This window comes from Rhodanobacteraceae bacterium (assembly GCA_024234055.1).
In the GTDB taxonomy this organism is placed as follows: domain Bacteria; phylum Pseudomonadota; class Gammaproteobacteria; order Xanthomonadales; family SZUA-5; genus JADKFD01.
Window position 1 is genome coordinate 1 of record JACKOW010000019.1, and the last position, 26,388, is coordinate 26,388.

15 protein-coding genes are annotated in these 26,388 nt (G+C 63.0%); 5 read left to right on the top strand and 10 right to left on the bottom strand.

The genetic code is table 11. The features are described 5' to 3' along the window. Positions 1-230, bottom strand: a 230-nt coding sequence (locus H7A19_19310) for a helix-turn-helix domain-containing protein (GenBank protein MCP5476982.1), incomplete at its 3' end; no start/stop codon positions are given. 405 nt (positions 231-635) lie between these two features. Here H7A19_19310 and H7A19_19315 point away from each other — a divergent pair. Beyond that, complete coding sequence (locus H7A19_19315; protein ID MCP5476983.1) at positions 636-1,364, top strand: hypothetical protein; 729 nt, start codon at positions 636-638, stop codon at positions 1,362-1,364. Here the strand turns inward: H7A19_19315 and H7A19_19320 are convergent. From H7A19_19320 to H7A19_19335, 4 genes are all read right to left on the bottom strand, one after another. Then, the gene (locus H7A19_19320; GenBank protein MCP5476984.1) at positions 1,361-2,845 is read right to left on the bottom strand and encodes a site-specific integrase; all 1,485 of its coding nucleotides are present in this window, start codon (positions 2,843-2,845) and stop codon (positions 1,361-1,363) included. The genes H7A19_19315 and H7A19_19320 overlap by 4 nt on opposite strands. Before the next feature lie 117 nt (positions 2,846-2,962). Continuing rightward, positions 2,963-6,931 (bottom strand): hypothetical protein, encoded by a 3,969-nt coding sequence (locus tag H7A19_19325; protein ID MCP5476985.1) that lies wholly within the window; start codon positions 6,929-6,931, stop codon positions 2,963-2,965. Between the two features lie 11 nt (positions 6,932-6,942). Continuing rightward, positions 6,943-12,951: a hypothetical protein gene (locus tag H7A19_19330; GenBank protein ID MCP5476986.1), complete on the bottom strand. Its 6,009-nt coding sequence runs from the start codon at positions 12,949-12,951 to the stop codon at positions 6,943-6,945. A gap of 15 nt (positions 12,952-12,966) precedes the next feature. Further along, positions 12,967-14,049 (bottom strand): DUF2778 domain-containing protein, encoded by a 1,083-nt coding sequence (locus H7A19_19335; GenBank protein MCP5476987.1) that lies wholly within the window; start codon positions 14,047-14,049, stop codon positions 12,967-12,969. Between the two features lie 245 nt (positions 14,050-14,294). Here H7A19_19335 and H7A19_19340 point away from each other — a divergent pair, with 245 nt between their 5' ends. Continuing rightward, entirely contained in the window at positions 14,295-14,921 is a 627-nt protein-coding gene (locus tag H7A19_19340; GenBank protein MCP5476988.1) for a thymidine kinase, read from the top strand. 618 nt (positions 14,922-15,539) lie between these two features. Here the strand turns inward: H7A19_19340 and H7A19_19345 are convergent. The 5 genes from H7A19_19345 to metJ form a co-directional block, all read right to left on the bottom strand. Next, positions 15,540-18,476: a serine/threonine protein kinase gene (locus H7A19_19345; GenBank protein MCP5476989.1), complete on the bottom strand. Its 2,937-nt coding sequence runs from the start codon at positions 18,474-18,476 to the stop codon at positions 15,540-15,542. 27 nt (positions 18,477-18,503) lie between these two features. Next, entirely contained in the window at positions 18,504-19,094 is a 591-nt protein-coding gene (locus H7A19_19350) for a sigma-70 family RNA polymerase sigma factor (GenBank protein MCP5476990.1), read from the bottom strand. A 332-nt stretch (positions 19,095-19,426) separates the two neighbouring features. Continuing rightward, positions 19,427-20,092 carry a DUF2064 domain-containing protein gene (locus H7A19_19355; protein MCP5476991.1) on the bottom strand — a complete coding sequence of 222 codons (666 nt, stop codon included), beginning with the start codon at positions 20,090-20,092 and terminating at the stop codon, positions 19,427-19,429. Then, complete coding sequence (locus H7A19_19360) at positions 20,089-20,802, bottom strand: glycosyl transferase family 2 (GenBank protein MCP5476992.1); 714 nt, start codon at positions 20,800-20,802, stop codon at positions 20,089-20,091. Before H7A19_19360 ends, H7A19_19355 begins: the two co-directional genes overlap by 4 nt. A gap of 5 nt (positions 20,803-20,807) precedes the next feature. Further along, positions 20,808-21,047: a met regulon transcriptional regulator MetJ gene (metJ, locus tag H7A19_19365; GenBank protein MCP5476993.1), complete on the bottom strand. Its 240-nt coding sequence runs from the start codon at positions 21,045-21,047 to the stop codon at positions 20,808-20,810. A gap of 420 nt (positions 21,048-21,467) precedes the next feature. Here metJ and H7A19_19370 point away from each other — a divergent pair, with 420 nt between their 5' ends. The 3 genes from H7A19_19370 to H7A19_19380 all read left to right on the top strand — a co-directional run bounded on the left by H7A19_19370 (position 21,468) and on the right by H7A19_19380 (position 26,377). Then, positions 21,468-22,790 (top strand): O-acetylhomoserine aminocarboxypropyltransferase/cysteine synthase, encoded by a 1,323-nt coding sequence (locus H7A19_19370; protein ID MCP5476994.1) that lies wholly within the window; start codon positions 21,468-21,470, stop codon positions 22,788-22,790. A gap of 391 nt (positions 22,791-23,181) precedes the next feature. Next, positions 23,182-25,374, top strand: coding sequence for a homoserine O-acetyltransferase (gene metX, locus H7A19_19375; protein ID MCP5476995.1), 2,193 nt, complete (start codon positions 23,182-23,184; stop codon positions 25,372-25,374). A gap of 109 nt (positions 25,375-25,483) precedes the next feature. Further along, complete coding sequence (locus H7A19_19380; protein MCP5476996.1) at positions 25,484-26,377, top strand: GGDEF domain-containing protein; 894 nt, start codon at positions 25,484-25,486, stop codon at positions 26,375-26,377. Positions 26,378-26,388 lie beyond the last annotated feature (11 nt).

The window sequence follows — 26,388 nt, forward strand, 5'->3', positions numbered from 1 at the left end:
CATTGCTTCAATGCGCGTCTTCGCCCGCCAGCTTCGGCGACCTGCGCGGCGACATAGGAGGCCAACGCCTCCCGCGTGACCATCCGGCGCCGACCAATTTTGAACGACTGTAACTGCCCCAGTTCGATCAGTCGGTAGGCATAGCTGAGGCCGATTCCGATCATTTGCGCGCCTTGCGATAGGGGGATTGCAAGGCGCTCATTGCTAGCCGGATCTTTCTTGCTGGTCATCTGGGGCTCCTTTGGGTCGACGGTTAGTCATTACGGTTCTATACCAACACGCGGTGCACTAGGTGCATGTGAACCGTGTCCCAGTGTATGCGTAAGCTTTCGCGCGTGCAAGCGGCGAATATTGGCTTGTCCTGGCCAATGATTTCGGTCGATCGTGGCTCTGACGATGGACGTGTCCGCGGGCTTTGTGGCCAAGCAAGCCGCGGGCGGGTGCGCTGGAGCTGGATTGGGTGGCGTCGCTAGTACTGCGTGAATCGGAGGTCACGGAGCGGTTGTGAGCGCCGGTGATTCAGATGATCTGCACGCCGGCCTCAGACTTAGCCTTGTCTTGCGGGCGCTACGCTGGGCTTCAATCTTGGCTTAGAAGATCCCCCTGCGCGGGAACTGGTCAGGGAGCTACACAAGATGAGAGAATCACAAGATTCAGTAAGTGCAAACGGTGCCAAGGGCAACGGTATGGGTAGATCGAAGGCGACGAACGCAGGAAGAAAGGCAAGCAAGACGTCGAGCGCGAACTCCAAGGCGCTACATGCGCTCACGATCCGCATGTCGCCGAAGTTGAGTTTTGGGTTAGAACTGCTTGCTCGGCTCCAAAATCGGTCGCTGAACCAAGCTGTCGAGTGGGCGCTTCAGTACGCATTGGTCAGCACGAAAGGAGATCATGAGCCTGAAGCAGCATCGCTGTGGACGGTGCTCTCTGAGGCTTGGGACAACTACCAGGGTTGGAAGCGGGTCTTGTCGCTTTTCTACTCAAACCCGACCCTTGTGTCCTTCGAAGAGCGGCACGCGTGCGTGTTGGTTACGCAGTCGATGGAGCATCAATTTCTGCAATCTCGAGTCGACGGTACGCCAGCGTCCGCAGATCTTGAGAAAAACTGGGATGAGATTATTGCGTGGGCTTGGCCAAAGCTCTTGAGAGATGCCGGGGCAATGGAGCTTACCCGGCTGCAGACAGTGGGAAATCGGCATCCGCTCTGCGCAGATCTTGGCATTAAACCGCCCGGGTATTCGAAGATGTCTATCGAGCAACTTCTGCCAGCCGCGGCGAGTTTCTGCCGCGAACATGCTGACGGCTTGGAACCCGGAATGCCAACGATCCGGGATGTACTCTTTGGTCAAAATCGGCCCAATTAAGTGGGTGGCGGGAGCGTGCCGTTCGACATGTCAGCATGCGCTGGAACCAATAGTTCGACCGCCGCAGCTGTGTCTCTCGGCGCAAGGTGCGCATACCGCAGCGTCATCGTGAGATCGGCATGTCCAAGCAGCGCCCTGACCGTGTTCAGCGGCACTCCGGCCTGGACTAGCTTGCTCGCGAAATGGTGACGCAGGTCATGGAACCGAAACGCAGTGATCTTAGCGGTCACCATCAGGCTCGCCCAAGCCGTCTTGATGCTCACGACCTCAAAAACGCGGCCGGTCGGCTTCTGCTTCTTCCAGCGCTGGAGCACGGAGACAGCCTCGGAATTCAGCGGTACATGCCTTGCGGTTCCGGATTTCGCATAGCCGGCTCGAACGGTTACCAGCTTGCGCTCGAGATCGACGTCCGACCAGATCAATTTGGTGAGCTCGCCTCGGCGTAGGCCGGTATTCATGGCCACGATCACCATGGGTGTCAGGTGGTCCGCGAAACCGTCGGCCGGAATGACAGTGAGCTTGTCATGCTGCGCGCGCCCGCCAGCAACGGTTCTGGTTCGCGCCTCGATTGCCTCAGCGTCACGTTTCGCCAGTGCGTCGCGAAGGCGCTTTTCTTCGCCCGCATCCTCCGAGCCGAGGTATCTCACCACTCCAGAGTGTTGATCCTTGGAAGGCTTCACCTTCGCAAGTGGATGACTGTCGATCAGCCCCCACTCGAGGGCTCGGGACAGGGCTGACTTCAGCACGACCAAGTCACGGTTGGTGGTAGCGACGCTCACGCCGGCCTTTCGACGTGCGGTCGTGTGCAACTGCACTTCGTCGGCCGTTATTTCGCCCATGGGCTTGTCCATCAGCGCAGACCAAGTTGACTTGAGCCTTGCAAGCGTAGCAGTGCCGCTCTTGTTGTGAACTGAAAGATGGTCTTCAAGCCGGTGCTCGATGAATTCCTCAAGTGTCCGAATGGTCTGGCCTGTGGCGCGCGCCTGAGCCTCATCGCGTGCGGATATCGCCTTGGGTGCGCCCAATTCCGAGATCTCCACCAAAGTGCGCCTTGCAGAAGCACGAGCGGCCTCTAGCGTCATTCCAGGATGCCGTCCCAAAATGATGCTCTTGGATTGGCGCGGGCCATAGCGCAGTTCAAAGAGTTTGCGTCCCGTCGGTTGGACGCGAACCTTTAGTTCGGGTACCTTGCGGTCCGCCAGCCGGTAGGCTTTTGCTGCCGGCAGCGCGCGCTCAATGTCGGTACCGGTCAGGTCTTTGTTGGCCATCTTCTCTTCCTGCATTCCCGCAATGTTCCCGCGAGATGGTAAACGTCTGCGGTCACTGCTGGAACCAACGGGAAGAAGAAACAGATACTTATTTGCAAGTGATTGAGTCGCAAAGGGTATTTTCTGGTCTCCGAAGGCAGGGGTCGTGGGTTCGAATCCCGCCGGGCGCGCCATCTGGCTGTGACTTTGCCGTGATGTCGCTTCGAGCGTCACCCACTCGATCTTGTGCGCTCCATGGTCGCCCTTGGACTCAATCCGGCTTGCCGCGATGGGCGTGGACCCACCGCAGCTGTCGTGAGGATGGTCGGCGATCGGCGGTGTGGACTTGCGTCATTGGCCGGTCAGCTTGCGACTGATGCCAATGATGCGCAGCTCGGCGTCGACCTCCACACCGTCTGAATTCGGCCTGGGGAACAAGCGTTCCCAGATGCTTGCGGCTCCTGATGCCACCGGTGAGCGCTGCACGAGCACCACGCGAGCGATCAGATCGGATTCGTCGGGATCTAGCGGCTCGGCTCCGCTGGCGGCTCTGAAGGATGTGGCGTCGACAATTTCAAGTATGGACTTCGGCAGTTCACTGATGATCGACCCCGCGCCGCTCTGGACGCGTCGCGTCACCAGCAGCCAGTGAAAGAGCCGTCGGCCATGGCCTTGATCATCATGCTCGGCGAGCAGTCCATGAGGCTGCAACTCGCCGTCGTCGTTCCGAAGCTGCCATGCCCCGCCATCGTGAACCAGGTGGAGCGGCTGGTCGAGTAACCCCAGCCTTGCGCCATCCGGCATCAGATGATCTCGCCGCGGCCAGAACTGGGTCCAGCGACTCTGGTTCCAACGCGAATAGCGTGGCGCCACGATGACGGCCGATTCCGTGCCGGGTGGCGCGACGACCGTCACCGCATCCGCGCGTGCAGGGAGCATCAGTTCCGCCGATGCCAGCGCGAGGTAGCGATGATCCACCAGTGCCTCCAATCGCAGGCTCCAGACGCCTGGCATGGCATCCGGGCGCAGGTCGAACTGACGCACCAGCGTCAAGCGATAGAGCCGCGAGGGTAGCGGTTTCCGGGCCAATGCCGCGACCTGGTTGCCGTCAACGGAAATGACGATCTGCGCTGGGTGGACTTCGATCTCGATCCTGGTGGCATCGATCTCGAGGGTCAACGGCAACCCGGACGGGCTCTGCTGACCGGGATAGACATCGAGGATCAGATTGCCGCTGTTGGCGAAGGCGCTGATCTCGTCTGGGGAAAGGGCGCGCCTGCCGAGGGCTGCTCGTGAATAACCGGCAAAGGCGCTTGGCTCAAGCGCTCGCCGCATGCGCAGCTTGGCCAGATCGAAAGCGCTGGCTCCGCCCACCGTGAATACCGTTCCAACCTGGCGGCGATTGTTGATCTCGCGATCGAAGGTCAGGCCGAAAGGACCGGCCACTTGCAGCGGCGGAAGTTCGCCGCTCTGAACCCTGATGTCCGCAGACAAGATCGGATCCGCGCCGATTTCGGCCCTGGCGACGCGCTCGGTTATCTCGCAACGCGGCTCGCCGCCAATCTCGGTGCAGGTGGGCAACCCTTGTCCATCGATCGGGCACAGGTCGCGAGCGATGGGCTCGATTTCCACTTGCAGTCCCTCTGCCAGACCTCGCTGGTACCAGGGCTCCTGGAGTACCAGCAGCATGTCACCTGCCGTGCTCTCGCCTTCGCCATCCAGCAAGGGCAGCATCAGGCCCAAGGCGGGTTGCGTCAGGGCTGACTCGGCCATGGCCGGAAGTCGCAAGCGGCGGTAGCGGTCGTCATCGTCGCCGATCTCAAGCGGCTCCACCCGCAACTGCGGGGCATAACGATGATGCGCAAGGAAAGTGGCACGCACGACATCCTCATGGCGATGTGGCTTCGGCCATTGGTGCAGAACGAGGCTCGCCACGCCGGCGGGCACCGGGCAGAGCTCGCTGACCGGTGAGGCGCCCAGGCGCTCGATGTAGTTCGATGTTTCCCACAGCACGCCGCTGGTTTCGGCGCTGTCGCCCTGTTGCGGCACCCGGTTCCAATCCGGCTCAGCCGCTCGCGGGGGAGTCTCGACACCACGACCATCCCAGCGCCAGTGCTGGCGGGATACGGCAATCTCGCGAATGTTCTTGGCCTTCCCTGCGTTCGGACCGGCCGGTGCCGTGTATGTCACGGTCACGCTGTCGTCGTCGTCGTCGGTCAGCGTCAGCGCCTGCAACAGATCGCCGGGGGCCGGAAGCGACTGGTCAGCCGATTCGATCATCAAGGAGCGCGGGCTCAGCCACACGTGATCCGGATCGGCGCCCTCAGGCGCATACATGGGTTGCAGATCCGCCACGCAGCGCTGCGTCCACAGCTGGCGCTCGACGCCGGCGTACACCCGCAGCTGCGCGCAGGCATTGGCTGGCATGCGGATGGTGACGCGATTGCCTGCTTGCTGCACGGACACCAGCTCCCCGCCAAGCTCGATGGTCAGGATCACGGCTTCCGACCAGGAGTTGCGGGTCTGATCGACGAGAATGGCACCGTCGTCCAGATCACGGTGTTGCTCCGCCCTGTGGAGTGAAACACGCCGGCTGTCGATGCGTCGGGTTGTCGGCCACACCTCGTGAAGCTCGATCAGCAGCGAGTCAACCGCAGGGTCACAAAAGCTGAGCTGGCTGCGCTCGCGCTGGGGCAGTTGCTCAAGATCGAGATCCCGCAGCCGCTCGAAGGCCACCCGATAGTCGGCACGCGCATCGATCGGACCTGATGCCCGCTCATCGGCCGCCAGCCACCGATCCAGCACCGAGTAGCTGGTAGCTGGCGCACGCAAGATCAAAGTTCGATTCGGCGCTCGGCCGTCCAGCAGCAGCAAGGAGGTACTTGGCTCCCGGTCAATCTTCAATGGAAAGTGTTGGGGTGGCAGCTCGTGTATCGCCAGATCAGCGCCTTCTGCCAGCAGCACCGGATCCTCGTCTGGACGCGGTGGTGCCAGGCTCAGCTTCGCAGGCGTGGTGTACAGCGCCGTGTCGAGCAGACAGGCTGCAACCGGTGAGCGTCGCAAGTAGCGTTGGCTGGCGATGGCGTGGGCTGGCGGATCGAAGGCGGCACCGCCAGCGTCGATATGCGCACGCAAGGCCGTGGGGTCGACGGGGTCCTGCAGATCTGCCGGCAACACGCCGGCATTGCCAACCAGCAGCAGCGCCGCCTCGACGTCAAATCCGTATCCCAGCGTAGGCTCGAAACTCCAGGGCGAGTCTGAATCGACCAGCGGCAACAAGGCCTCGCGATCGCTCTCAGATGCGTCGGACTCGCCTGTGTATTCGCTGGCCGCAAACAGACTGTCGCCCTGATAGGCGATTTCCACGCCATCGTGCGTATGCGTCTGCTGATCGCGTCTGACTTCGGTCAATGCCAGCGGTGAGGGGGCCAGACACAGTGTCTGATGACTCAACGCCTCGCTCAAGCAGCGCCATGCACGGGTCTCACCGGGGCCGTTGGTGCGCAGGAACAGGAGAGCGCCAGCGCTGCCTTCTGATTGTGCCTCGGTGGCAACGCCGGAGATGAAAACCGGTGCTGCTGTCGCTGTAACGGCGTCGTGGGGATCTTGTCCTTGCACGGTGTCGAGCTGCCGCGAGTACAAGGATGCGTGATCGAGCGTCGGCAGGATCCAGGTCGCGTTCTGGCGCGCGTCTACGCGCGAGCGCAGGAACAGGTTGGCTCCTTCGAATCTCACACCCAGATCCCAGCGGCGGGCGACGATGCCGTCGGCGCTGGCATCGGCGCCGGCGCCAGCCGGGTGATTCACGCTTGTTCCTGCAACATCGAAGGCGAGGGTGGCGATACAGTCGTCGCTGGTCACCGCTGCCCGCGCCAGCAACATGGTCTGGTACACCACCCGATTGAAGGGCGCGGGCTGCACCGCCAGGCCCGCCAGAAAGCGCGGCACAGCGAAGCGATCCTGATCGTCGATATCGTCTGCGCCGGTGAGCGCGAAGGTGGTGTTGCCCAGAAGGCCACGCTCGACCAGAAGCGCATCGAGCTGCCGTCGTATCGACTCTGCCGCCCTTATTGCCGGGCCCGTGATCTGCTGCGCCCGGGTCGGGATCTCGCCCGGTGCTCCGATGGCCAGGGACAGATTCCGGTAACGCCAGGGCGCAAAGATTCCGACACGATCGATCCCCTGCGCTGCCAGTGCCTGCCAGCTCGCATCCTCGTCAGCGCTCGTGGCCTGCACGCTGATGGCGACCGCAAAACCCAACTCGGCTCCGAGATCCAGTTCCGGCAGGCGAACCACGTCGGTGGTGATTTCGATGTCCATGGTCCGCGCTCCTATACCGCCCGCGCCAGCTTGGCGCGCGCTTCTGATTTCGACAGTGCTGATTTGCCGCCGCCCTTGGCGAAGGTGTACGTCACGCCGGTCGAGAACCTGACCTTGAAGAAGCGCGAGATGCGCACGGTGACGCTGATCCGGCCGGTGCCGATCAGCGAGCGGTTGGCGCCGTAAGTCAACACCAGCATCACTGCAACATCGATGTGCAGCCAGCCCCACACGGTGGCGTGACCGCGCAGCAGCAGGCTCAGCGCCAGCGTGAGCCCGCCCTGATTCGAGCGATAGCTGCCGCGCACGCTCAGCAACAGAACCACTGAACCGCGCATCGGGCCCAGGTTCAGTGCCGCGCCAGCGCCGGCACTGATGCCGAGTGTCACGGTGCTCGACAGCTGCTGGCTGCTCGGCACGTAGTCGACATCGACTTCGAGCCAGCCACCGCCGCCGAGAAAGGCGACAAAGATGGCAAAGGGCATGGATTCTCGGGCGAGGTTCAAGCCCACGCCGATCGAGAATTCGGGATGCACCCTGAGTTCGAAGCGCGCACCCAGGGCCAATCCAACGATGCTGACCGCACCCGCGCCGGTGGCCGGAATCGGCAAGTCGAGCAGCGCGCGCAAACCTACCGGACGGCCGGAATCGGTCAGCAGTTCGAGTCTGAACCCGTCCTCCTCGCTGCCGAAGGCGCGCACCGCATCGCCCATCCAGGCAATCAGCTGGTTCAGTTCGATCTGCTCGGGCTTCAAGTCAAAGCGCAGCCTGCCGTTCTCGAAGCGCAATGCGGTTTGTCTGAAGGTCAGCAGCGGTTGACCACTGATCTCCAGCTGCCAATCGGCGGTGATGGCGGCCGAGACGTTCTTCTGGCTGCTGCCATCGAGGGCGATGCGAAGCCGCGACTGCGCCTGGAATCGTGCGCGCTCCAGCAGCGAGAGTTTCAGCGGAGCGAACTCGAACATCGTGCCCTTGTCCGCGAGCTCGATGTCGATCGAGGCATTGAGCCACGCGCTTTGCGATTCCTTGTCGAAGCCGTGCGTGACGATCAGGTCCTCCGGCAGGACGTCCGGCATCGAAATGGCACGGAACACCTCGCGAACGCCGGCGAAGTCCGGAAGAATCTTGTCGAGATCAAACTTGGACAGGGCTTCAGGGATCAGCTGATCGGCCAACTCCGAGGTCGGCAGGCGCACGCCGAAGGCCTTCAGGTCGGCACCGGCGCGGTTGACCAGCGCTGCGATCGGACTGGTCTTGATCGCGTTGCGCGCATCGTCGAAGAAGTAGGCGATGCGATCGCGGTTGAAGCGCATTTCGGGCAGCAAGGGTCCCTCGCCCACGGCTCGGATCAAACGCAGAGTGCTGTCCGGGTCGGCGAAACTCGGCGCCTGGCCCAGGCGTCGCCATTGGTCCTCGGCTGCTTCGACCAGTTCGCGCGCGCCGCTGGCTTGATCGCCGATCCAGCGTTCAGCCCTGGACGCGATGCGCTCGATCTCCTGGGCCGGCTTGTCCAAGTCGATGGCGTCCAGATGCTGGCGGAGTCTTGCAATGGCGCTTCCCAGCAGGCGGTCGGCGGCGTCCTTGAGATCGCCGAGCGGTGCGAGCAACGCGACAAAGTCGCTGCACAGCGACTCGATGCGCACCAGGAGATCGGCAGTGCCGGCGACAAAGGCCTGATCGATTGCCTGCGCCAGATCTGCGCTCGCCGCGTTCATCGCCGCCCGCAGCTCGGCGATCTGGACCTGGCCGCCTTGTGCGACTGCCGTTACCTGCTCATTGAGGCGTTCGATGCTGCGCGCAGCCCATGCGTTCAACTCGAATCCGGGGGCAGCGGCGGACGCAATCCAGGCATCCGCGATCTGCTTGAAGCGCTGTGCCGCGGCTTGCGCGACGGCGAAAGGTCCCTTCGCTCCGAACCACACAAGCCGCCCGGCATCCAACGTCCGGCGGATGCTCGCTTCAGAGCCTGCGGGATCCAGCTGGTCCAGTTCCTGACGCACCGCGGCCAGCAACTGCTGCAGGGCGGCGATGGCGCGCCCGGCGAGCGGTGGCGGCGAGGGCAATGCCCGAGTCAACTGCTGGAGGCGGCTGTGCACCTCGGCCTGGAATCGCGTGATCTCAACGGTTCGCTGCGCGATGTCGCCAATCACGGCGAGAATTGCCTTCTCTCCTGCGTCGTAGGTCGTCAACGATTCCTTTTGCAGCGCATCGATGACTGTGCTGGCGTCGACGACCGCCACTTCGATGGCCTCAAGGCCGTGACCGACGGCGCGTTCCAGCGGCATCTGCAACTGTGCTCTGCGCGCTTCGTCCAGTGCGTTGATGGCCTGTTGAATTTCGCGATGGATGGTTTCAACGGCGATGCTTGCCTCACCGTCAAACAGCGCAAGAATGGCCTCGATGCGCGTCGCCAGGACTGTGCGCAGTTCCAGCCGCTGCCGGGCCAGATAGTCGGTGCAATGACGCTTCAGTGGCGCGCAGAGGCTCTGTCCCCCGGATTGGCCGGCGATCGCGCGCAGCTTCGCCGCTGCGTCAGCGATCGGCTTCGCGCTCTGGTCCAGCAGCCCGATCAGCGATCGCTTCTTCGCGTCAAAGTCTTCCTTCAGCCGAGTCGATCCGGCGCGCGCAGCGTGTGTGACCTCACCGGCCAGTTCGTGAGCCTGACGGATCAGATCGGCGGTGCGAGCCAGGGTGGTCGGCGTCGGGTCTGCCGCCGAGGGCCGCACGCGCCCACGCCCGATCGTCAGTGTCTGCAGCGGCGCGGCGAGGGTCGCCGCGCTGCGTTCGGCCAACAGATTGGCGGCGCGCTGGGCATCGATCCGGTGCGTGACGCGCTCGAATCCCGCCGGAACGAGCGGCGCGTTCGGCAGCGACTCGTCGCCGTTCTCGCCCATGTTCGGCAGGGTGTCCGGCAGAGGCGCTGGCCGGTCGATGTAGTCGATGCCGCTGAAGGCTGGCCAGCGATCGGTATCGGCGTCCAGTTGCGGATCGGTGGCGCTGAAGAAGTACAGGTTCTGAGGCTCGGTGAACGGCGCGCTGACCTCCGGGAGGTCGGCGTCCATGGGGCCGGCCAGGAGGGCCAGCACCTCGGGTTTCGGGTAAAGGCTGGGATCGGCGTTTTCGTTCCAGAGTGGAACCAGGGTGCCTTGCGCATCATCCTGACCCCAGCGACTGAGCACCGGGATACGCGTTGAGACAAAGCGCACGCCCCGGACCGGCCCGGTGGTGCGGAGATCGGCATCCGGATCTTCCGGAAATCGCCGTTCCGGTTGCAGGATCTCGATGTACTCGGCCACCTTCCTGAGGATGGGACGCCCCTCGTGGCGCGGTTGCTCGCAGCGCATCTGCTCACTGGGCAGGGTCGAGCGCTCGTAGACGATGACGTGCTTTGCCCGGTGCCAGTACACCGCAATCCGCCCGATGCGCTCAACGGCAACGATCTCGCTGCGACCGAGCGCGCTGCGACCCCGGATGATGGACTTGTCGAGCGCGAATCCTGCCTTGAACTCGCCGAAGCCACCGAGCGCCGTCAGCACCGGTTCGGCCAGCGAAGCCGAGGTCGAGTTTGGCTGGGCCCAGACTTCTTCGTAGACAGCGCGGCTTTCGAAGGGCCAGCCGACACCGCCCTTGAGTCCACCATCCGGCGCGTGGCTGCCTGCAGGCCGCGTGCCCACCGGATACTGGAGGTCGGCGCTGCTGCGCAGCATGAAGGAGACGCCGGCGTCGAGCACGGCGCGCGGCAGGGACTCACCGCTGGCAGCACGCGCACCATCGATGCCAAGCTCGAGAGCAGCTGGTCGTTGCGTCAGGATCGCACTGCCGGAAAGCCAGGATTCGGCACGCCGACGTCGTGCCAAGCGCCGAGGGTCGGCGTCTGCACCGCGTTCGACCAGATCGCTGTCGATGGGCGGGTTGAATTCGCCGCGCCGCGCGAAGGCTTCCACCCAACGCACACTGCTTGGCGTCAGACCGCCATCGATGCTCGCCTGCAAACCGTACAGCAGTTCGAAGCGACTCGAAACGATGGTGGCGCCGGGCGCGCGCTGACCCGGATAACCGAAAACCTGACGCCAGTTCCAGATCGCATCCTGCAGGTTCTGGTTATTGCCGATGGTCAGCGCGACGTGGGCCGGCGGGCTCAGTCGGTAGTCGAGCAAGGCGCCGGGGCTGATCGTCGGCGGGGTGCCGCCTTTTTCCATCTCCTCGCCCAGCACCTGTGGGGGCAATCGCAGGCTGCGCGCAAGATCCTGCTTGTCAAAGACCATGCGCCATCGCGGTCCCTCGACGCCTTCGCTGTAGTACGCCAGTTCCCCATCGACACGGCCACTTCTGCTGTTCGCCAGCTCGCTTGCCGGCAGCTCTGCAATGAACAGCCGCGATGGATCGATCAGCAGCAGGGGTTTGGCGGGCGCCGTCGGCGCGGCGACCGGTGTCAGAGAGATCTCGAAGCGTCGGTCCTTGCCGCGCTCCCAGTTCTCCTCGGATTGCAGCAGGGCGATGACCCGATCGTCGCTGATTGTCCCAGTGGGAAACAGCAATACGGGATCGTCATTGCCTGCGCCGGCCCGATCTTCATCGGGCAGCGGGTCGGAGGTGCCGGGCGTGATGGCCAGCACTGGCCAGTTGAACAGGACGACGCGCCCGGCCCGAAGGGCCAGCGGCTCGGTGGCTGGGGAGCCGATCTGGTAGCCCTGGAAATCGAGGCGCACCACGGCAGCGGCTTTTTTGGAAATTGCCAAGTTTTCGATCGAACCCAGGCGCAGGTCCATGCTGCCGATACGCACGGACTGCCGGGGAAGCATCGGCGCTGCGATGGCCAGATGCAGCGTCTGCGCATGGGCCGAATAGTCCTCGCTGGACAGCAGATCGCGCAACGCCACCTCCGGTGAGGTGGTCAGCAGGTCGCTCGGCGGAACCACCGCATCTGGGTCAGCAATAAGACCCTGGTACGAGACTTCCTTGCCATCGTGCGCACGAATCAGCGGAAATCGCCCGCTCCCGGCATCCACCGCCGCCAGATAGGGTTGCCGCAGCGCAAAGCCGGGCTCGCATTCGAACTCGTTCGCCTTGAGCTCGGTGCCCATGCTCAGCAAGCGTCGTGGTCGGCAGCGCCAGCGCAGGCGAGTCGTCGCCGACGTCAGCGCGGTGACGCTCGATAGCCCGCTCGACCCGCGCAGCGCATTCAAGGCCAGCGACAGAGGGGCAACGATGGCCTGATCGGCAATGTCAGCGGCGCTGTCTTCGGACTCGAACTCGATCCACTCAGTAGCCAGACCCAAGCGCTTGGGGTGATAGTCGAACAGCTCCGCCGATTGGATTTGCGTGATCGTTCGGCTGCGGATGTTGCGCAAGCGTTCGAAGCGATCCCGGATCCCGGCCACAAATCGGGTGTTCTCTCTCAGCAGCGCCGCCTGCAGGCCAAACAGCAGCGCCTCGCCGTCATCGCCTCGTCTCACAGATCTGGCGATCAGTACGACCCGGGTATTGGGTTCGCCCTGCGTGGTTTGCCAGCTGCCGTCGTACCCGGTCCCACTAAAGGAATCTGCGCCACACAGTGATGGTGTCAAGCGCCGAGCAAAGCCGCCGGGAGGGCGATAAACGTCGGCTTCATCGCCACTCCAATCCGCGCCTGCGCCCCTCGTCAACCCGAATGCCCTGGCCAAGCTCTCGATGCTCTCCAGACTGTCCGCCGCGATGCGGGTGCTGCCGGTTTCACGGGTGCGGCCCAGGGTGGCCAGCAAGGGGTGTCGATTGTCGTCGCTGGCGAAGCGCAACAGCGACCAGACCTTCAGCGCCAGCACGCCATCGCGCAGCGAGAGCGTGGAGTCGGACGCGTCCTCTTTCCCGAAGTAGGGCTCGATGACCAGGGCGAGGTTGCCGTTGGTTGTGTAGAACTCCAATCGACGCAGATTGGTGAGCGTGGACGGCGCGCCACTGATCGCAACAATGCTGCCACCCGTGACCTCGAAGGTGTGCTTGACCGGCGTCTTTCCTGCGTAAACAACCACTTGTCCACTCATGGCAAGCTCCCGGGATCAAAGATCGGTAATGGCGCGTTCAACCAGTCGTGCTTCGTCCTCACGGCGTCGTAACAGGCCGCCCAGACCCTGGCCCTGCCAGATTCGCTTCATCGACCGCAACTGTGCAGCGATGCCGCGAAGGCGGTCTGCGGCGTCCATGTCTGCATCACAGAGCACGCGAATCTCGCGCATCTCGCGGCGCCGATCGTCGCCAGGCTTGTCCACCAGCGAGGCACCGCGATTGAGCACCAGCGACAGCAGCGCGCCCTGCGCGCGTGACGGCAGCCGTCGAGCCTTGGGGAAGGCGCGCAAGGTATCGCTCCAGGCGGCATCGATCATGACTTCTACAAACACTGCCAGCGATGCCGATTGGCTGATCCGAATCGATTTCAGCGACAGCGCCAGCGCCTGCGCATCCGGGCCTATGCGACCGATGGCTACGCTCAGACGTTGCAACTCATCTGTCGCCAGATGGGGCTGCCAGGCACTCTCGAACTGATCGCGCGTGCGATAGCCGAGGTCATAGCCATAGCCAATGGTGATGCCCGAACGACCGCCAGGCCACTTGCCAGGCTGATTGACGCCTTCATGCTCGAGAATCAGCGCTTGCGCATCCGGGTGAAGCTCGTAGCTTGATGCAGATGGCGCAGCGCCAGGGGTAGCTGTCCCCATTGCTGCGACCACCAACGGGGCGACCGCCGGCGGCTTGGCCAGGGCGAGGCGCTCAGCGTCGTCGCGCACCACGCGCAGCAGATCATCGCCGCTGTCGCGAATCTTGATCCGAGCCGCCCTCGACAGAATGATGCAGCCATTCGAAGCCGTTCCCGGCGCCGCGATGCTGTCGCCGTGGATCAGAAAACCACTGCGCAGCGGCTTGCACATGAAATTGCCGGGATCAGGATCCAGCGGCAAGGTCACTGGCGTAGGGTTGTTTCGTTGGGCGCGGATGCGGTAGTCGCCGCGCGGTATTGGCCCCAGGTCCTTCACGCATTGCGAGTCCGGATGGTTCTTGTGCGGGTCCTTGCCCGCATAACCCTTCTCCAACTGGACGCCCTGCGGATCGAACATTGCGCCGGTGTCTTGCACATAGGTCCACATGAGCGGCTCCGCCTTGCCCTTTCGTGTTGGAAAGGAGAGTCGCGGAAGCGTTTTGTCACCGAGGACAATGTAAATCAAAGTATCGTTGGGACGGATTTGTCCTGCCCGATGGAGCCCTCCGATCGCCCCGGCGTCAGAGCCGCTGGGACCGGCCTCACCGGGTGTGGACGGCGTGGTATGGAAAGACACGGAAGCGCCAGCACGCCATACTTCGGCGCTCTCGTTGTCCGCTTGTCCTCCTGCGCATGGCCAAACTCTATTTCTATTACTCGGCAATGAACGCCGGCAAGACCACGGTGCTGCTGCAGAGTGCCCACAACTACACCGAGCGCGGCATGCGTACGCGGATCTATACGCCGCGTATCGACAATCGCTTTGGCGTGGGTCAGGTGCGCTCGCGCATTGGCCTGGTGGCGGAGGGCCATGTCTTTGATCGGGAGGATGACTTGTTGCAGCGGGCGCAGGCGGATATTGCCGAGCACGGGGCGCTGCACTGCGTGCTGGTCGACGAGGCCCAGTTCCTGAGCAAGGCCCAGGTCTGGCAACTGACCGATATCGTCGACAAGCTCAATATTCCGGTGTTGGCCTACGGCCTGCGCACCGACTTCCAGGGCGAGCTCTTCGAGGGTAGCCAGTACCTGCTGGCCTGGGCCGATTCGATCAGCGAGATCAAGACCATCTGCCACACCGGGCGCAAGGCGACCATGGTGGTGCGGGTCGATGACAACGGCCGCGCCGTCACCCAGGGCGCCCAGGTCGAGATCGGCGGCAACGAGCGCTATGTGTCCGTGTCGCGGGCCGAGTTCAAGCGCGTGTTTGACGGCGACGGCGCGATTCCGCTGAAGCAGGGCAATCTGTTCGGGGAAAGCTGATCGGCCGAAGCCTGTGGGCTCCGCCTGGGGCTAGGCTAGAAGCGGCTTTGAGGAGGGACGCGCGCCTGCGCGGCCGCTTTTGATCTTCAGACAGAACCAAAGCGACGCCGTGGCGCGGCGCCCTCCACTCCACAGCCGGCACACGCAGCAACAAGTTGCACCATGGCTTCGTCGAGAGCGCAGCGAAGCAGTCAGTAGCACAGTACCAGAGGCGCTTCGCTTCTCTCTATGAGCCCATATCGCAAGTCGTTGATTTGCTTGGTTCACATGTGGAAGCGCCCTTGCGCTGCGCCGCGACCGCTGCTTCGGACGTACGGCTTGCCGGTCGCGACGCGAGGTCGCTACAGGCGGGTTTGTGGTTCATGGCCCGGCCTTAACGTGACACAACAGTGGTTGTGTAAATCAGGGCGACCTTCGATTCCAAGTCATTGATTTGTCGACCGGGCGTTACCCAGGATGGGGTGAAAACAAAGACCGAACTGCGGAACTTGGGCTCGTTCATGGCCCGTGGGCAGTGTCGTGCCGAAACAGGTGGCTCGCAATGACGTATCAACAACCTATGACCTCGCTTAATCGGGGGGCGCCAGTTTCACGAAAACTGGGCGGTGACCCGGTTCTTCAGCTTTTCTCTCTATCAAATTGGCTGAGCAACTGACGATAATGTTCTGCTCTGGTTCTCAATGCTTCCGAGTCGTCGCGCCTTAGCCATTCGTCATACAGTCCGCAAAGCGCAGTCAGGCGAAGGCGCAAGTCTGATTTTGAAGAGCCGGGTACATTGGTCCATAGCGCATGTGCTTCCAGGAGAACCGGTTCGGCATTTTCAAAATCTCCTATCCCCGTTCTCGCAATGCCCAGATTCAATAACATTTGCGAAATCCGGCGTCGGTTTGAACCTGTACCGAAGGCGTTCCGTACCCGTTCTTCCGTCGGTTCCAGCAAATCTACCGTCTCCTGAAAGCGAGCCTGTTGATTGAGGATGTCCGAATAGTTGATTATTGTCTTCAACACAAAGGGGTGATCTGGGCCGAACAGTCTATTGCGCGTTGCCAAGACTTCAGTTACTGCTTCCTCTGCTTCGTCGAGCTTCCCTTGCCTCTCCCATATTATTGCCAACAAGCCGATCTGGGTTAATGTGTCAGGATGTTCGTTGCCAAGCGCTCGGCGACTCGCAGCGACGGACTTGACGGACACCTCTTCGGCTTCGTCCAATTTTCCGGCCTCCTTCAACACGGTGGATAGACCCATGTACGTATTGAGCATCTCGGGATGATCTTCGCCGAGGAATTTCCGAAGCCCCACGACAGCGCGTCTCATCATGGATTCGGCCTCGTCGAGCCGACCCAATCCGCGCATCAGATTTCCCATGTTGTTGTAGGACATCAATGTCATGGGGTGTTGTTCGCCGAGGACGCGCCGCCTCCATTCCAAAGATTCTTCGAAATATGGGTATGCTTCCTCAAGTTTTCCTAGCCCGAATAGGACAAAGCCTACATTGTTAATTGCGAGAACGGTCTCTGGATTTTCGTTTCCGAAAATTCTTCGCTTTCTATCCAGCGCGTCCTTGAAAAACGGTGCTGCTTCGTCGTATCTGCCCATCTTCTCCAGCAGCAGCGCTAGGTTGTTGGTTGCTTCGAGCGTCAACGGATCGTCATCGCCTAACAAGCGGCGAGCGACTTCAAGTGCATTCGTAAGAATCGATTTTGCTTCGGCCAATTTACCTTGAGACATGTAAACCGAACTCAGATCCAATTTGGCTCTCAACAATTGGGCTGAGTGGTCGCCGGAAGCGCGAACTAAGATTTCGACAGTACGTTCTGAAAGATTCTGTGCCTCGGCTAATTTTCCCAACCTAAGCAAAATGAGAACCATATTTGACGTCGACTCAAGTGTAGCTGCGTCCTTCTCGCCTAATATGGATTCGCGAATTTCGTAGGCGCGGCGATTGGGGGGTTCAGCTTCCTCGAATCTTCCGAGATCGCCATAACGGTTTGCCAAGACCTGATATAGCTTTGCTTCCAACAGTGGCTGGTCCACGAATCGTACGTGAATGGCTCTCATCGCGGGCGCGAGTATGGTCTGGTCAATCAAGTCCAGTGCCGCATCGGTGGCATTGATTTTTCGCCACTGTTCGGAAAAATTCCTGATTGACTCGGTTCGCTCGGCGTCAGCTAGGTGCTCATTGGCAAGTGCCTCTTTGAACTTCTTTTGAACGCTTTCACTGAGCAGCAAACCCGCCGCCGCCGGATCCACTTGGGCCAGCATGTCGGCCTGAAAGTTCGACACTGCCTCCAGTTCCTCCGCGCGCTTGTTGGCGACGTCGGCCTGCCAGGCAAAGGCGATAATGCCGACGATTAATGCGAACGCTGCCAGGGTGCTGGCCCAGACGGCGATCGCGTTGCGTGCCACAAACTTTCGAATTCGGTACCAGCGCTGACCGCCGCGTGCGCTGACGGGCAGGCCTTGCAGGTAGTTGTTGAGGTCCGCGTCCAGCTGCTCCACCGAGGCGTAACGTTCGTTGGCTGCCTTGCGCAGGCAGCGCAATACGATGCCGTCGAGGTCGCCGCGGAGCTCACGTTGCCACTTGGTCGATGCACCCTTGCTGGCGGCCATCTGGCTGGGCGGTGGGGGTGGGACCGAGGTGATCAGGCGCTCGATCTGACCGGCGCTGAGGTCGACAAAGTCGAAGGCCCGGGCATTGGCGAGCAGCTCGAACAACAGCAATCCCAGGGCGTAGACATCGCAGCCCACGCCAATGGGGGCGCCGAGTACCTGCTCCGGTGCGGCGTACTGTGGCGAAAAGTAGCGGTGCTGTGTCGCGGTCTGCTCGGCGGCAAGCTCCGCGGCGTTCGGAACCATGAGCTTGGCGATGCCGAAGTCGAGCAGTTTGGGCGCGCCGTCGGTGCTGACGAGGATGTTCCCGGGCTTGAGATCCCGGTGCACGATCAGATTGCGATGTGCCTGGGTCACGGCATCACAAACCAGACGGAACAGGGCGATGCGTTCGCGTATCGACATCTGCTTGCGTGCGCAGTAGTCGGTGATCGGCACGCCGTCTACGTACTCCATGACGTAGTAGGGCGTGCCGTCGTCCAGCTCGGCGGCGTCGATCAGGCGGGCGATATGCGGGTGGTCCATCGCTGCCAGTGTCTGCCGCTCCAGCTGGAAACGTCGGCGCATGTCGCTGTCGAGCAACTCGCGGCGCACCAGCTTGATCGCCACTTGTTGCTGCACGCTGCCATCCACGCGGTCGGCGCGGTAGACCACACCCATGCCGCCACGGCCGAGTTCCTCGCGCAGCTCATAGGGGCCCACTCTGGTGCCACTCAGCGATGGTGCCTCGGAGGATTCCGCCAACAGGCCTGCCAGCTCCGGCGCCAACGGGCGGACGGTGGTGCCCTGGACGCGTCGATCTTCTGCCAGCAGCGCCCGCAGCTCGTCAAGCAGCGCCGGGTCGTCTGCGCACTCACGCAGCAGCAATGCTTCTTGCTCGGCTGTGGGCAAATCCACCGCAGCATCAAAGAGCGCCATCAGGCGCGCGGCGTTCACAGCGGTCATGGATCCATCTCCAAGGAAAACGAGGTCTCAAGCGGCTGAGGGTTCGGCGCCCAGTTGCTTGCCCAGCCACGCTCGCGAAAATCGCCACTGACGGCCTACAGTCGCCACTGAACTGCCGAGTACTTCGGCGATCTTGTCGGTGGTCAGTCCGGAGAAGAACTTCAGCTCAACCACGCGCGCGCAATCACGATCCAGCTGAGCCAGGCACTCCATGGCCTCGTCGATGCTGAGCCAGTCGACACTCTCCTCGATCACCGGCACCTGGTCCTCGGACAATTCGTGCAAGGCAACCAGCGGCAAGGATCCACCGCGCTTCACGCGACCCTTCACGCGCAAGTGATCCACCACGACCCGACGAATCACCGTCGCGGCCACCGCATAGAAATGATTTCGGTCGGTCCAGTCCATCTGATCCAGGCGTACGAGCCGCTCGTAGGCTTCATGGGCCAACTCTGTTGCCTGCAGTGTCAACACGCCCGAGTTCCGCCGCGCCTGTGCTGCAGCCAACTCGCGCAGAACTGGATAGACCCTGGACATCAGTTCCTGCTCCACAGCCGGATCGCCGGCCCGCCATCGGCCCAGCAAATCGGTCAATGCAGGGCTGGATTCATTCTGCACACCGCGGCTCCGTTGACTCTCAAGCCGCGGATTGTAGAACCGAGCCCTGGTCGGCGCCACTTTCGGTCACAAGCGTGATCGAATGATGTTCGGGTTGAGGTCGGGAGTCGCTCAAGTGCGCGCTGGTCAGGTGCCTGGCCAGCGCCGTGACCGGCGCTATCACCAGACATGCCGTAGATCATTGATCTGAGGGCAGGATGGCGAGAGGGCACGAGGGCACACAAGATCAGAGGTTGCGGTGAGGCTGCCTCTTGCCGCCCTCGCGCCCTCGCGCCCTCCGACATTCGATGCGCGGATTGGCGCGCGCCGGAGGCAAGCGGGACTCCCACGGGTCAGCGGCGATCAGCAAGCCACTCGGGAATCAGCTGCCAGAAACGTTGCTGGGCTGATGTGGGCCTGGTTGGCGGACGCTGGGCCAGGCGCTGCAGGTCGTCCACGGTGTCGAGGTCACAGTGGCTTTCCAGTTGGATCAGCGGCAGGCCCGGGCCGACCTCGTCGAGGAAGCGCATGGCCGTATCCGGGGAGCCGTAGGGTACGCCGGACCAATCGTAGTGGGAGAGGTCGGCATTGCTGCCGAACAGCACGAATCCGCCGTCCTCGGCCAGCGAGATCACTCTGGCGAGATCATGTTCCAGCGCGCTGCTGGCATCGGCGATCTGCCAGGCATTGATGGCGGGTGCGTCGGCGCCGAGCAGGATGGCGCCCTGGTGCCGCTGCAGCAGGGCGTCGTAGACCGCGCTCATGCGAGCGCCCAGATCGCCCTCGGGTTGCACCAGCACCGGCCACTCGCCCCAGGAGCGCGCGCCTTCGGCTTCGGCTACCGCCCAATAGGGTTGCAGGGAACAGCGCGTCGAGGCCTGGCTGACACTCTCGCGCACGCAGGCCACGCTGGCGCGGTAGACCGACAGCGCGGCGTCAGCACCGATGGCCGCAGCCAATCGGGTCTTGACCGGACTCAGCGCCGAGGTCTTGACGAATACCGCCAGGCCGATGCTCATCGCGATCTGGACTCCTGCCAGGCTTGCACCCAGGTCAGTCGCTGGTGCCGCAAGGTGGTCAGCAACCAGCCCTGATCGCGATATCTGCGGGCGCTGGTGCCGAGCGCTGCCGGGATGCGCTTGATCGGGACGCCGCTGCGGCGCGCCTGCCAGATGAGCGCGTGATCCTCGCCGTAGGGCCGGGACTCGTCGAAACCGCCGAGTTCATAGAATCGATTGCGCGGCAGCACCAGCCCCTGATCACCGAAAGGCATGCCGAGCGTGCGACTACGCCAATTGGCGGCGGCGGCGGTCAGCCACATCAGGGCCGGGCCATCGTCGACAAACTTGAGGTCGAAATAGCCGATGGCGTCCTCGCCACGGCTGACAAATTCACCCAGGGCCTTGAGGGTGGATTGCTCGGGGCGGCTGTCGGCGTGCACAAACCATAGCCACTCGCTGTCAATGCCAGCGGCGCCGGCGTTCTGCTGGCGGGCACGGCCGCGACTGGATTCAGTCCATCGTTCGGACGGTGCGCGCGGACGCGACTGCAGATCGCCGTGGGCGAAGACCAGACGGCGTTCCAGCGTCGGCGCCAGTCGATCCAGTATGTCCAGCAGTGTGCGCCAGCTGCGATCACCCGGGCCTACCGGAATGATTACCGCCACGGACCCGAGTTCGGCCGGCGCTGTCCCTGTCGAATCGCGAGTCCCGTGCGCCGAGTCCCGCATGAGGCTTACTCCGGTCGTGCCAGTTCCTCGTCCGTGGGCAGTGGCTGACCAGTGTAGGCATGCAGGAAAGCCTCGGTCAGCAATTCCGAGATGGTTCCATGACGCAACTTCTTGATTTGCCGGCGTGTGCGCTCGTCCGTGAGGATCTTGAGCACGTGCACCGGGATGGTCACGGTGATCTTCTTCGTCGCCTCGGCGCGTTTGCCGCGCTCGATGTACGGATTGACGAACTTGTTCTTGGCCATTCCACCCTCCATTCGCGCCGAAGGCTACTGGCTTGAGGGGCTGCGGTCCAGCGGCGAGGCGATGTTCGGAAGGGCGGGCACCGTGAAACAACGCCAGCAGACCGTCGCGCGTGCCTGCGGGCAGCAGCTTCAACGCGGAGAACGCCGAGGACCGCGGAGAGCGCAGAGAAAAGCAACTTCAGATCCGCTTTGCTTCTCTCGGCGTTCTCCGCGTTCTCCGCGCTGCTCTGCGTTCTCTGCGTTGCTCTTCGGGCAACAACTAGCCGCGGTACCCGATCTTTGCCGCCGCGGTGTGAGATGACAGTCGCGACGCGAGGTCGCTCCTACTTGACGGGCTTTGCCGGCTCGCCTACGATTGCCGCTAACAGACGTCTAGACGTCTAAACATCTGCACCTCCAGACTGCCACGAGAGTATCGCCATGAGCCAGCAACCGGACTATCGATTCGAGACCCTGCAACTGCATGCCGGGCAGACGCCGGCGCCGGGTACCAATGCCCGCGCGGTGCCGATCTACCAGACCACCAGTTACACCTTCGATTCAGCCGAGCACGGGGCCAAGCTGTTTGCGCTGCAGCAGTTCGGCAACATCTACACCCGGATCATGAATCCGACGACCGATGTGTTCGAACAGCGCATCGCCGCGCTGGAGGGCGGTGTGGCTGCGGTGGCGACGGCCTCGGGTCAGGCGGCGCAGTTCCTGGCCATCACCACGCTGTGCCAGGCCGGCGACAACATCGTTTCCACCAGCCTGCTCTACGGTGGCACCTACAACCAGTTCAAGGTGACCTTACCGCGGCTGGGCATTCAGGTGAAGTTCGTCGAGGGCGACGACCCGGAGGCCTTCCGCGCCCTGATCGATTCCCACACCAAGGCGCTGTATGTCGAGACCATCGGCAATCCCGGCTCCAATGTGCCCGACTTCGAGAAGATCGCCAGAATTGCCCACGAACACGGCATCCCGCTGATCGTCGACAACACCTTCGGCGCTGGCGGCTATCTGGCCCGACCGATCGACTTCGGTGCCGACATCGTCGTCGCTTCGGCCACCAAGTGGATCGGCGGCCATGGCACCAGCATCGGCGGCGTCATCATCGATTCCGGCAAGTTCGACTTTGGCAATGGCAAGTTCCCGCTGTTCACCGAACCATCCCCGGCCTATCACGGGCTGAAGTTCTGGGAGGTCTTCGGCAAGGATGGTCCTTTCGGCAACATCGCCTTTGCCATCCGCGCCCGCGTCGAAGGTCTGCGCGACATCGGTCCGGCGGCGTCGCCCTTCAACAGCTTCCTGCTGCTGCAAGGGCTGGAGACACTGTCCTTGCGGGTGGAGCGCCACAACCAGAACGCCAATGCGCTGGCCCACTGGCTGCGTTCGCATCCGCAGATCAGCAACGTCAACTACCTGGGTTTCACCGAGCACCCCAGCCATCTGCGCGCCAAGCGCTATCTGCGTCACGGCTTCGGTTCGGTGTTCACCTTCGAGGTGCTCGGTGGCAAGGACGCGGCCGAGGGATTCATCAACAGCTTGAAGCTGGCCAGCCATCTGGCCAATGTCGGCGATGCCAAGACCCTGGTGATCCATCCCGCATCGACCACCCACCAGCAGCTGACCGATGCCGAACAGCGCAGCGCCGGTGTCACGCCGGGCCTGGTGCGGGTCTCGGTCGGCATCGAGCACATCGAAGACATCATTGCCGACTTTGCCCAGGCGCTGGAGGCGGTGGGGGTGCGCAAGTCTGCGTAATGCGGGAAAAGGGGAAAAGGAAAATGGAAAAGGGGAAGAGCCTGTACCCGCTTCGACTGCCTGATCCCTGCCCCCGGGCCATGAACTCGCCGACGTAGGTCATGTTGTCCGCGTCAGCGGACTACGTGACATCGAGATGCGTCACGTAGCTCGCTAGGCGAGCAACGTGACCTACAACGGCAAATCAATAACTGACGACATGGGTTCATGGAGAGGAGCGAAGCGACGAAGCAATCCAGTGCTCTTTGAAGCTGTGGGGCTGGATTGCTTCCCCCGGATCAAGTCCGGGGTCGCAATGACGCCTTTTCGAACTACTGCCGCCGGCATCGACGTAAACCCGCTCTTCCTTTTTCCTTTTTCCTATTCCCCTTTCTCCTTCCCCCAAGCCGCCATGACCTCGAATCTGCCGCTGCCACCCGCATTGCAAAGCTGGACTCCCGCCGCGCCGCTGCGTCTGGCCAGCGGGGAGATGTTGGCCGAGGCCACGGTGGGCTATCAGACCTGGGGTGAGCTCAATGCGGCCGGGGACAATGTGATCTGGGTTTGCCATGCGCTGACCGCATCCAGCGACGTGGCCAGCTGGTGGGCGGGAGCCTTCGGTCCGGGTCGAACACTCGACCCGACGCGCTATTACATCGTCTGCGCCAACGTGCTTGGCAGTTGTTACGGCAGCGCCGGGCCGAGCTCACTCGAACCGCAGGGCGGGCAGCGCTACGGAGCGGCTTTTCCGGAGCTGAGCGTGACTGATCTGGTCGAGCATCAGCGGTTGTTGGCCGATCATCTGGGAATTCGGCGTATTCAACTGGTGGTCGGCGCCTCGATGGGCGGTTTTCAGGTGCTGGAGTGGGCACGGCAGGAGCCCGTGCGGGTGCGGCGCATCGCCCTGATCGCCACCAGCTGGCGACAGCCGCCGCAGGCGCTGGCGCAAGCCCGTTTGCAGTGCGAATTCATCCGCAGGGATCCGAAGTTCAAGGGCGGCGACTACCCGCCGGATGATCCGCCGGCGGAGGGGCTGGCGCTGGCACGGCAGCTCGGTCATCTGACCTATCGCTCGGCGGGCGAGCTGGACCAGCGCTTCGGTCGCGAGCGTCGCGAGGACGGATATTTCCAGGTGCTGTCCTATCTCGATCATCAGGGCCAGAAACTGGTGCGGCGCTTCGATGCACTGAGCTATCTGCGGCTGACCGAGGCCATGAATCGCTTCGATTTCGCGGCGGGCACCACGGCCGAGGCGGCACTGGCAAGAATCCAGCAACCCGCGCTGGTGGTGGCACTGGATTCGGATCAGCTCTATTACCCGAGCGAACAGGAACGTCTGGCGCGGGCGCTGCCGCAAGGTCGGCTGCTGGGATTCGCCACGGCTTACGGCCATGACGGATTTCTGGTGGATGCCGAGCGCTTGGACCCGGCGCTGGCTGCGTTCCGAGACGAGCCGGTGGTCGAGTCGGTGCTGGCCAGCTGGCCGAAGGTCGCCCGCAGCAAACGGGCGGATGATCAGGGCGAGATCGCGCTGGCGCTGATCGGCGCCACCGGCAGGGTGGGGGCCGATCTGCTGCAGCTGCTGGCCTCTACACAGGTAGATCTGCCATTGCGGCTGGTGGCGGTGGCCAACTCACGTGCCGCAGTCTGGCAATCGGAAGGCTTGCCGCCAGGACTGGCCGGCGAGCGCCTCCGTGCGCAACACGGGGGACATGCCGATACGATCATCGACCAGTTGCTCGATGGCTCACGGCCGGCGGTCCTGGTCGACTGCACCGCGAGTGCCCAGATCGCCGCGCGCACTGGCGAACTGCTGGAGGCTGGCGTGGCCGTGGTCACCCCCAACAAGATCGCCTTCTCGGGCTCGCAGGCCGATTACACGCGTCTGAGTGTAGCCGCCAGAACGACGTCCGCCGGCTGGTCTGCAACCGTCGGTGCCGGCCTGCCAATCCTGTCGACGATACGCAGGCTGCGGGCGGCGGGGGATTCCTTGCTGTCCATCGATGCCGGTCTCTCGGGTACGCTCGGCCATGTGCTGACCCGCACTCAGGATGGCGCCAGCCTGCACCAGGCGCTGACCGAGGCGGTGCAACAGGGACTGGCCGAGCCCGATCCGCGAGCCGATCTATCGGGTGCCGATGTGCGACGCAAACTCGCCATCGTGCTGCGTGAAGCGGGTATGGCCATTGAGCCGGAGCACATCCGGCTGTCGCACTTGCTGACGCTCGCAGAGCAGATTCCATGGCAGCAGGCGCTGGTCGAACACGAAGACACCTGGGCGGCGCAGATGCAGGCGGCCGCGCGCGCCGGTGAACGCTGGGTTTATCGCGCCCGCTGGAGCCCGGCCGAGGGCGCTTCGGTGGCACTGGTCAGGTTGCCGCAGAGCGATCCGCTGGCCTCGGCGCGCGGCACCGAGAACCGAGTGGTCCTGAACAGCGAATTCCAGGCACCGACGCCCATCGTGATTTCGGGTTCAGGTGCCGGTGTGCGCGTCACTGCAGCGGCGGTACTGGCTGATCTGCAGGATTGTTGCCAGCGCCTGATCGGCCGCCGATCGGACCTTCAGGCGCCTGTTCTGCAGACGCGCAGCCGGCGCTTTGCCTGATCGGCCAAGCACCTGTCGATCACGCGATACCTAAGTTCGCTTGCCGTGCATGTCCCTTGGCGGACTACAATGACGTTCTATAGGAATCGCCCCCGAGTGTGATCGGCCCATGGCGGAACGCGAATTCGATACCTTGACCACACAGCGTGGCAGTCTGGCCAAGCTGGCCGAGGCGATCGCCACCAAGCAGAGTGCCTTTCTCACTGTGACCCAGGGCGAAAGCCAGGGGCGCAGGTTGAAGCTGGGTGATGTGCCGGTGACGATGGGTCGCTCGGCCGACTGCGATTTCCGTCTGCTCAATCGGGCCATTTCGCGTTTGCACTGCCGCGTCTGGCGTGACAACTCCGGGTTCTGGGTGCGCGATCTGAATTCCACCAACAAGACCTATCTGAATGATCGGCCGGTGGTGGAAGCGCGACTCAAGGACGGCGATTTCATCACCGTCGGTGGCACCGTGGTGCAGTTCACCCAGGAGAAGGATGTCGATCACGCCGCGCAGAGCGAGTTCTTCGATCTGGTCACTCACGATCAGCTGACCGGTTTGTCGCAGCGGCGCGTGTTCGAGCAGTCGCTGGAGCAGGAGATCGCCCGCAGCGTGCGTCGCGGCCGCGAGTTCGTGCTGGCCCTGCTCGACGTCGACGAGCTCTCCAGAATCAACCGCGAATGGGGCAAGGCCGCTGGCGACGATGTGCTCAAGCAGGTGGCGCGGGCACTCAAGGCCGGGCTGCGCGAAGAGGATCTGCTCTGCCGTTTCGGCGGCGAGGAGTTCGCCGCGTTGTTGCCGGAAACGGGCATGGAAGAGGCCGAGAAACTGCTCAACGCAGTGCGCTCGGCCATCGCCAATGTCGAGTTCTTCATCCAGGGCGAAAGCCGCAGCGCCAGCGTCAGCATCGGTGCCGTACTCTGGACCCCGGAGTTCAAGACTGCAGCCGCCACGCTCGAAGCGGCAGAGCAGAAGCTCAAGGCGGCCAAGGACGCTGGCCGCAACCGCATCGTCATCTAGCCCGCCGGGGT

Coding starts and splice junctions, on each gene's coding strand:
- H7A19_19315 (MCP5476983.1), top strand. CDS start 636: ATGAGAGAATCACAAGATTCAGTAAGTGCAAACGGTGCCAAGGGCAAC.
- H7A19_19325 (MCP5476985.1), bottom strand. CDS start 6,931: ATGGACATCGAAATCACCACCGACGTGGTTCGCCTGCCGGAACTGGAT.
- H7A19_19330 (MCP5476986.1), bottom strand. CDS start 12,951: ATGAGTGGACAAGTGGTTGTTTACGCAGGAAAGACGCCGGTCAAGCAC.
- H7A19_19335 (MCP5476987.1), bottom strand. CDS start 14,049: ATGTGGACCTATGTGCAAGACACCGGCGCAATGTTCGATCCGCAGGGC.
- H7A19_19340 (MCP5476988.1), top strand. CDS start 14,295: ATGGCCAAACTCTATTTCTATTACTCGGCAATGAACGCCGGCAAGACC.
- H7A19_19345 (MCP5476989.1), bottom strand. CDS start 18,476: ATGACCGCTGTGAACGCCGCGCGCCTGATGGCGCTCTTTGATGCTGCG.
- H7A19_19355 (MCP5476991.1), bottom strand. CDS start 20,092: ATGAGCATCGGCCTGGCGGTATTCGTCAAGACCTCGGCGCTGAGTCCG.
- H7A19_19360 (MCP5476992.1), bottom strand. CDS start 20,802: ATGCGGGACTCGGCGCACGGGACTCGCGATTCGACAGGGACAGCGCCG.
- metJ (MCP5476993.1), bottom strand. CDS start 21,047: ATGGCCAAGAACAAGTTCGTCAATCCGTACATCGAGCGCGGCAAACGC.
- H7A19_19370 (MCP5476994.1), top strand. CDS start 21,468: ATGAGCCAGCAACCGGACTATCGATTCGAGACCCTGCAACTGCATGCC.
- metX (MCP5476995.1), top strand. CDS start 23,182: ATGACCTCGAATCTGCCGCTGCCACCCGCATTGCAAAGCTGGACTCCC.
- H7A19_19380 (MCP5476996.1), top strand. CDS start 25,484: ATGGCGGAACGCGAATTCGATACCTTGACCACACAGCGTGGCAGTCTG.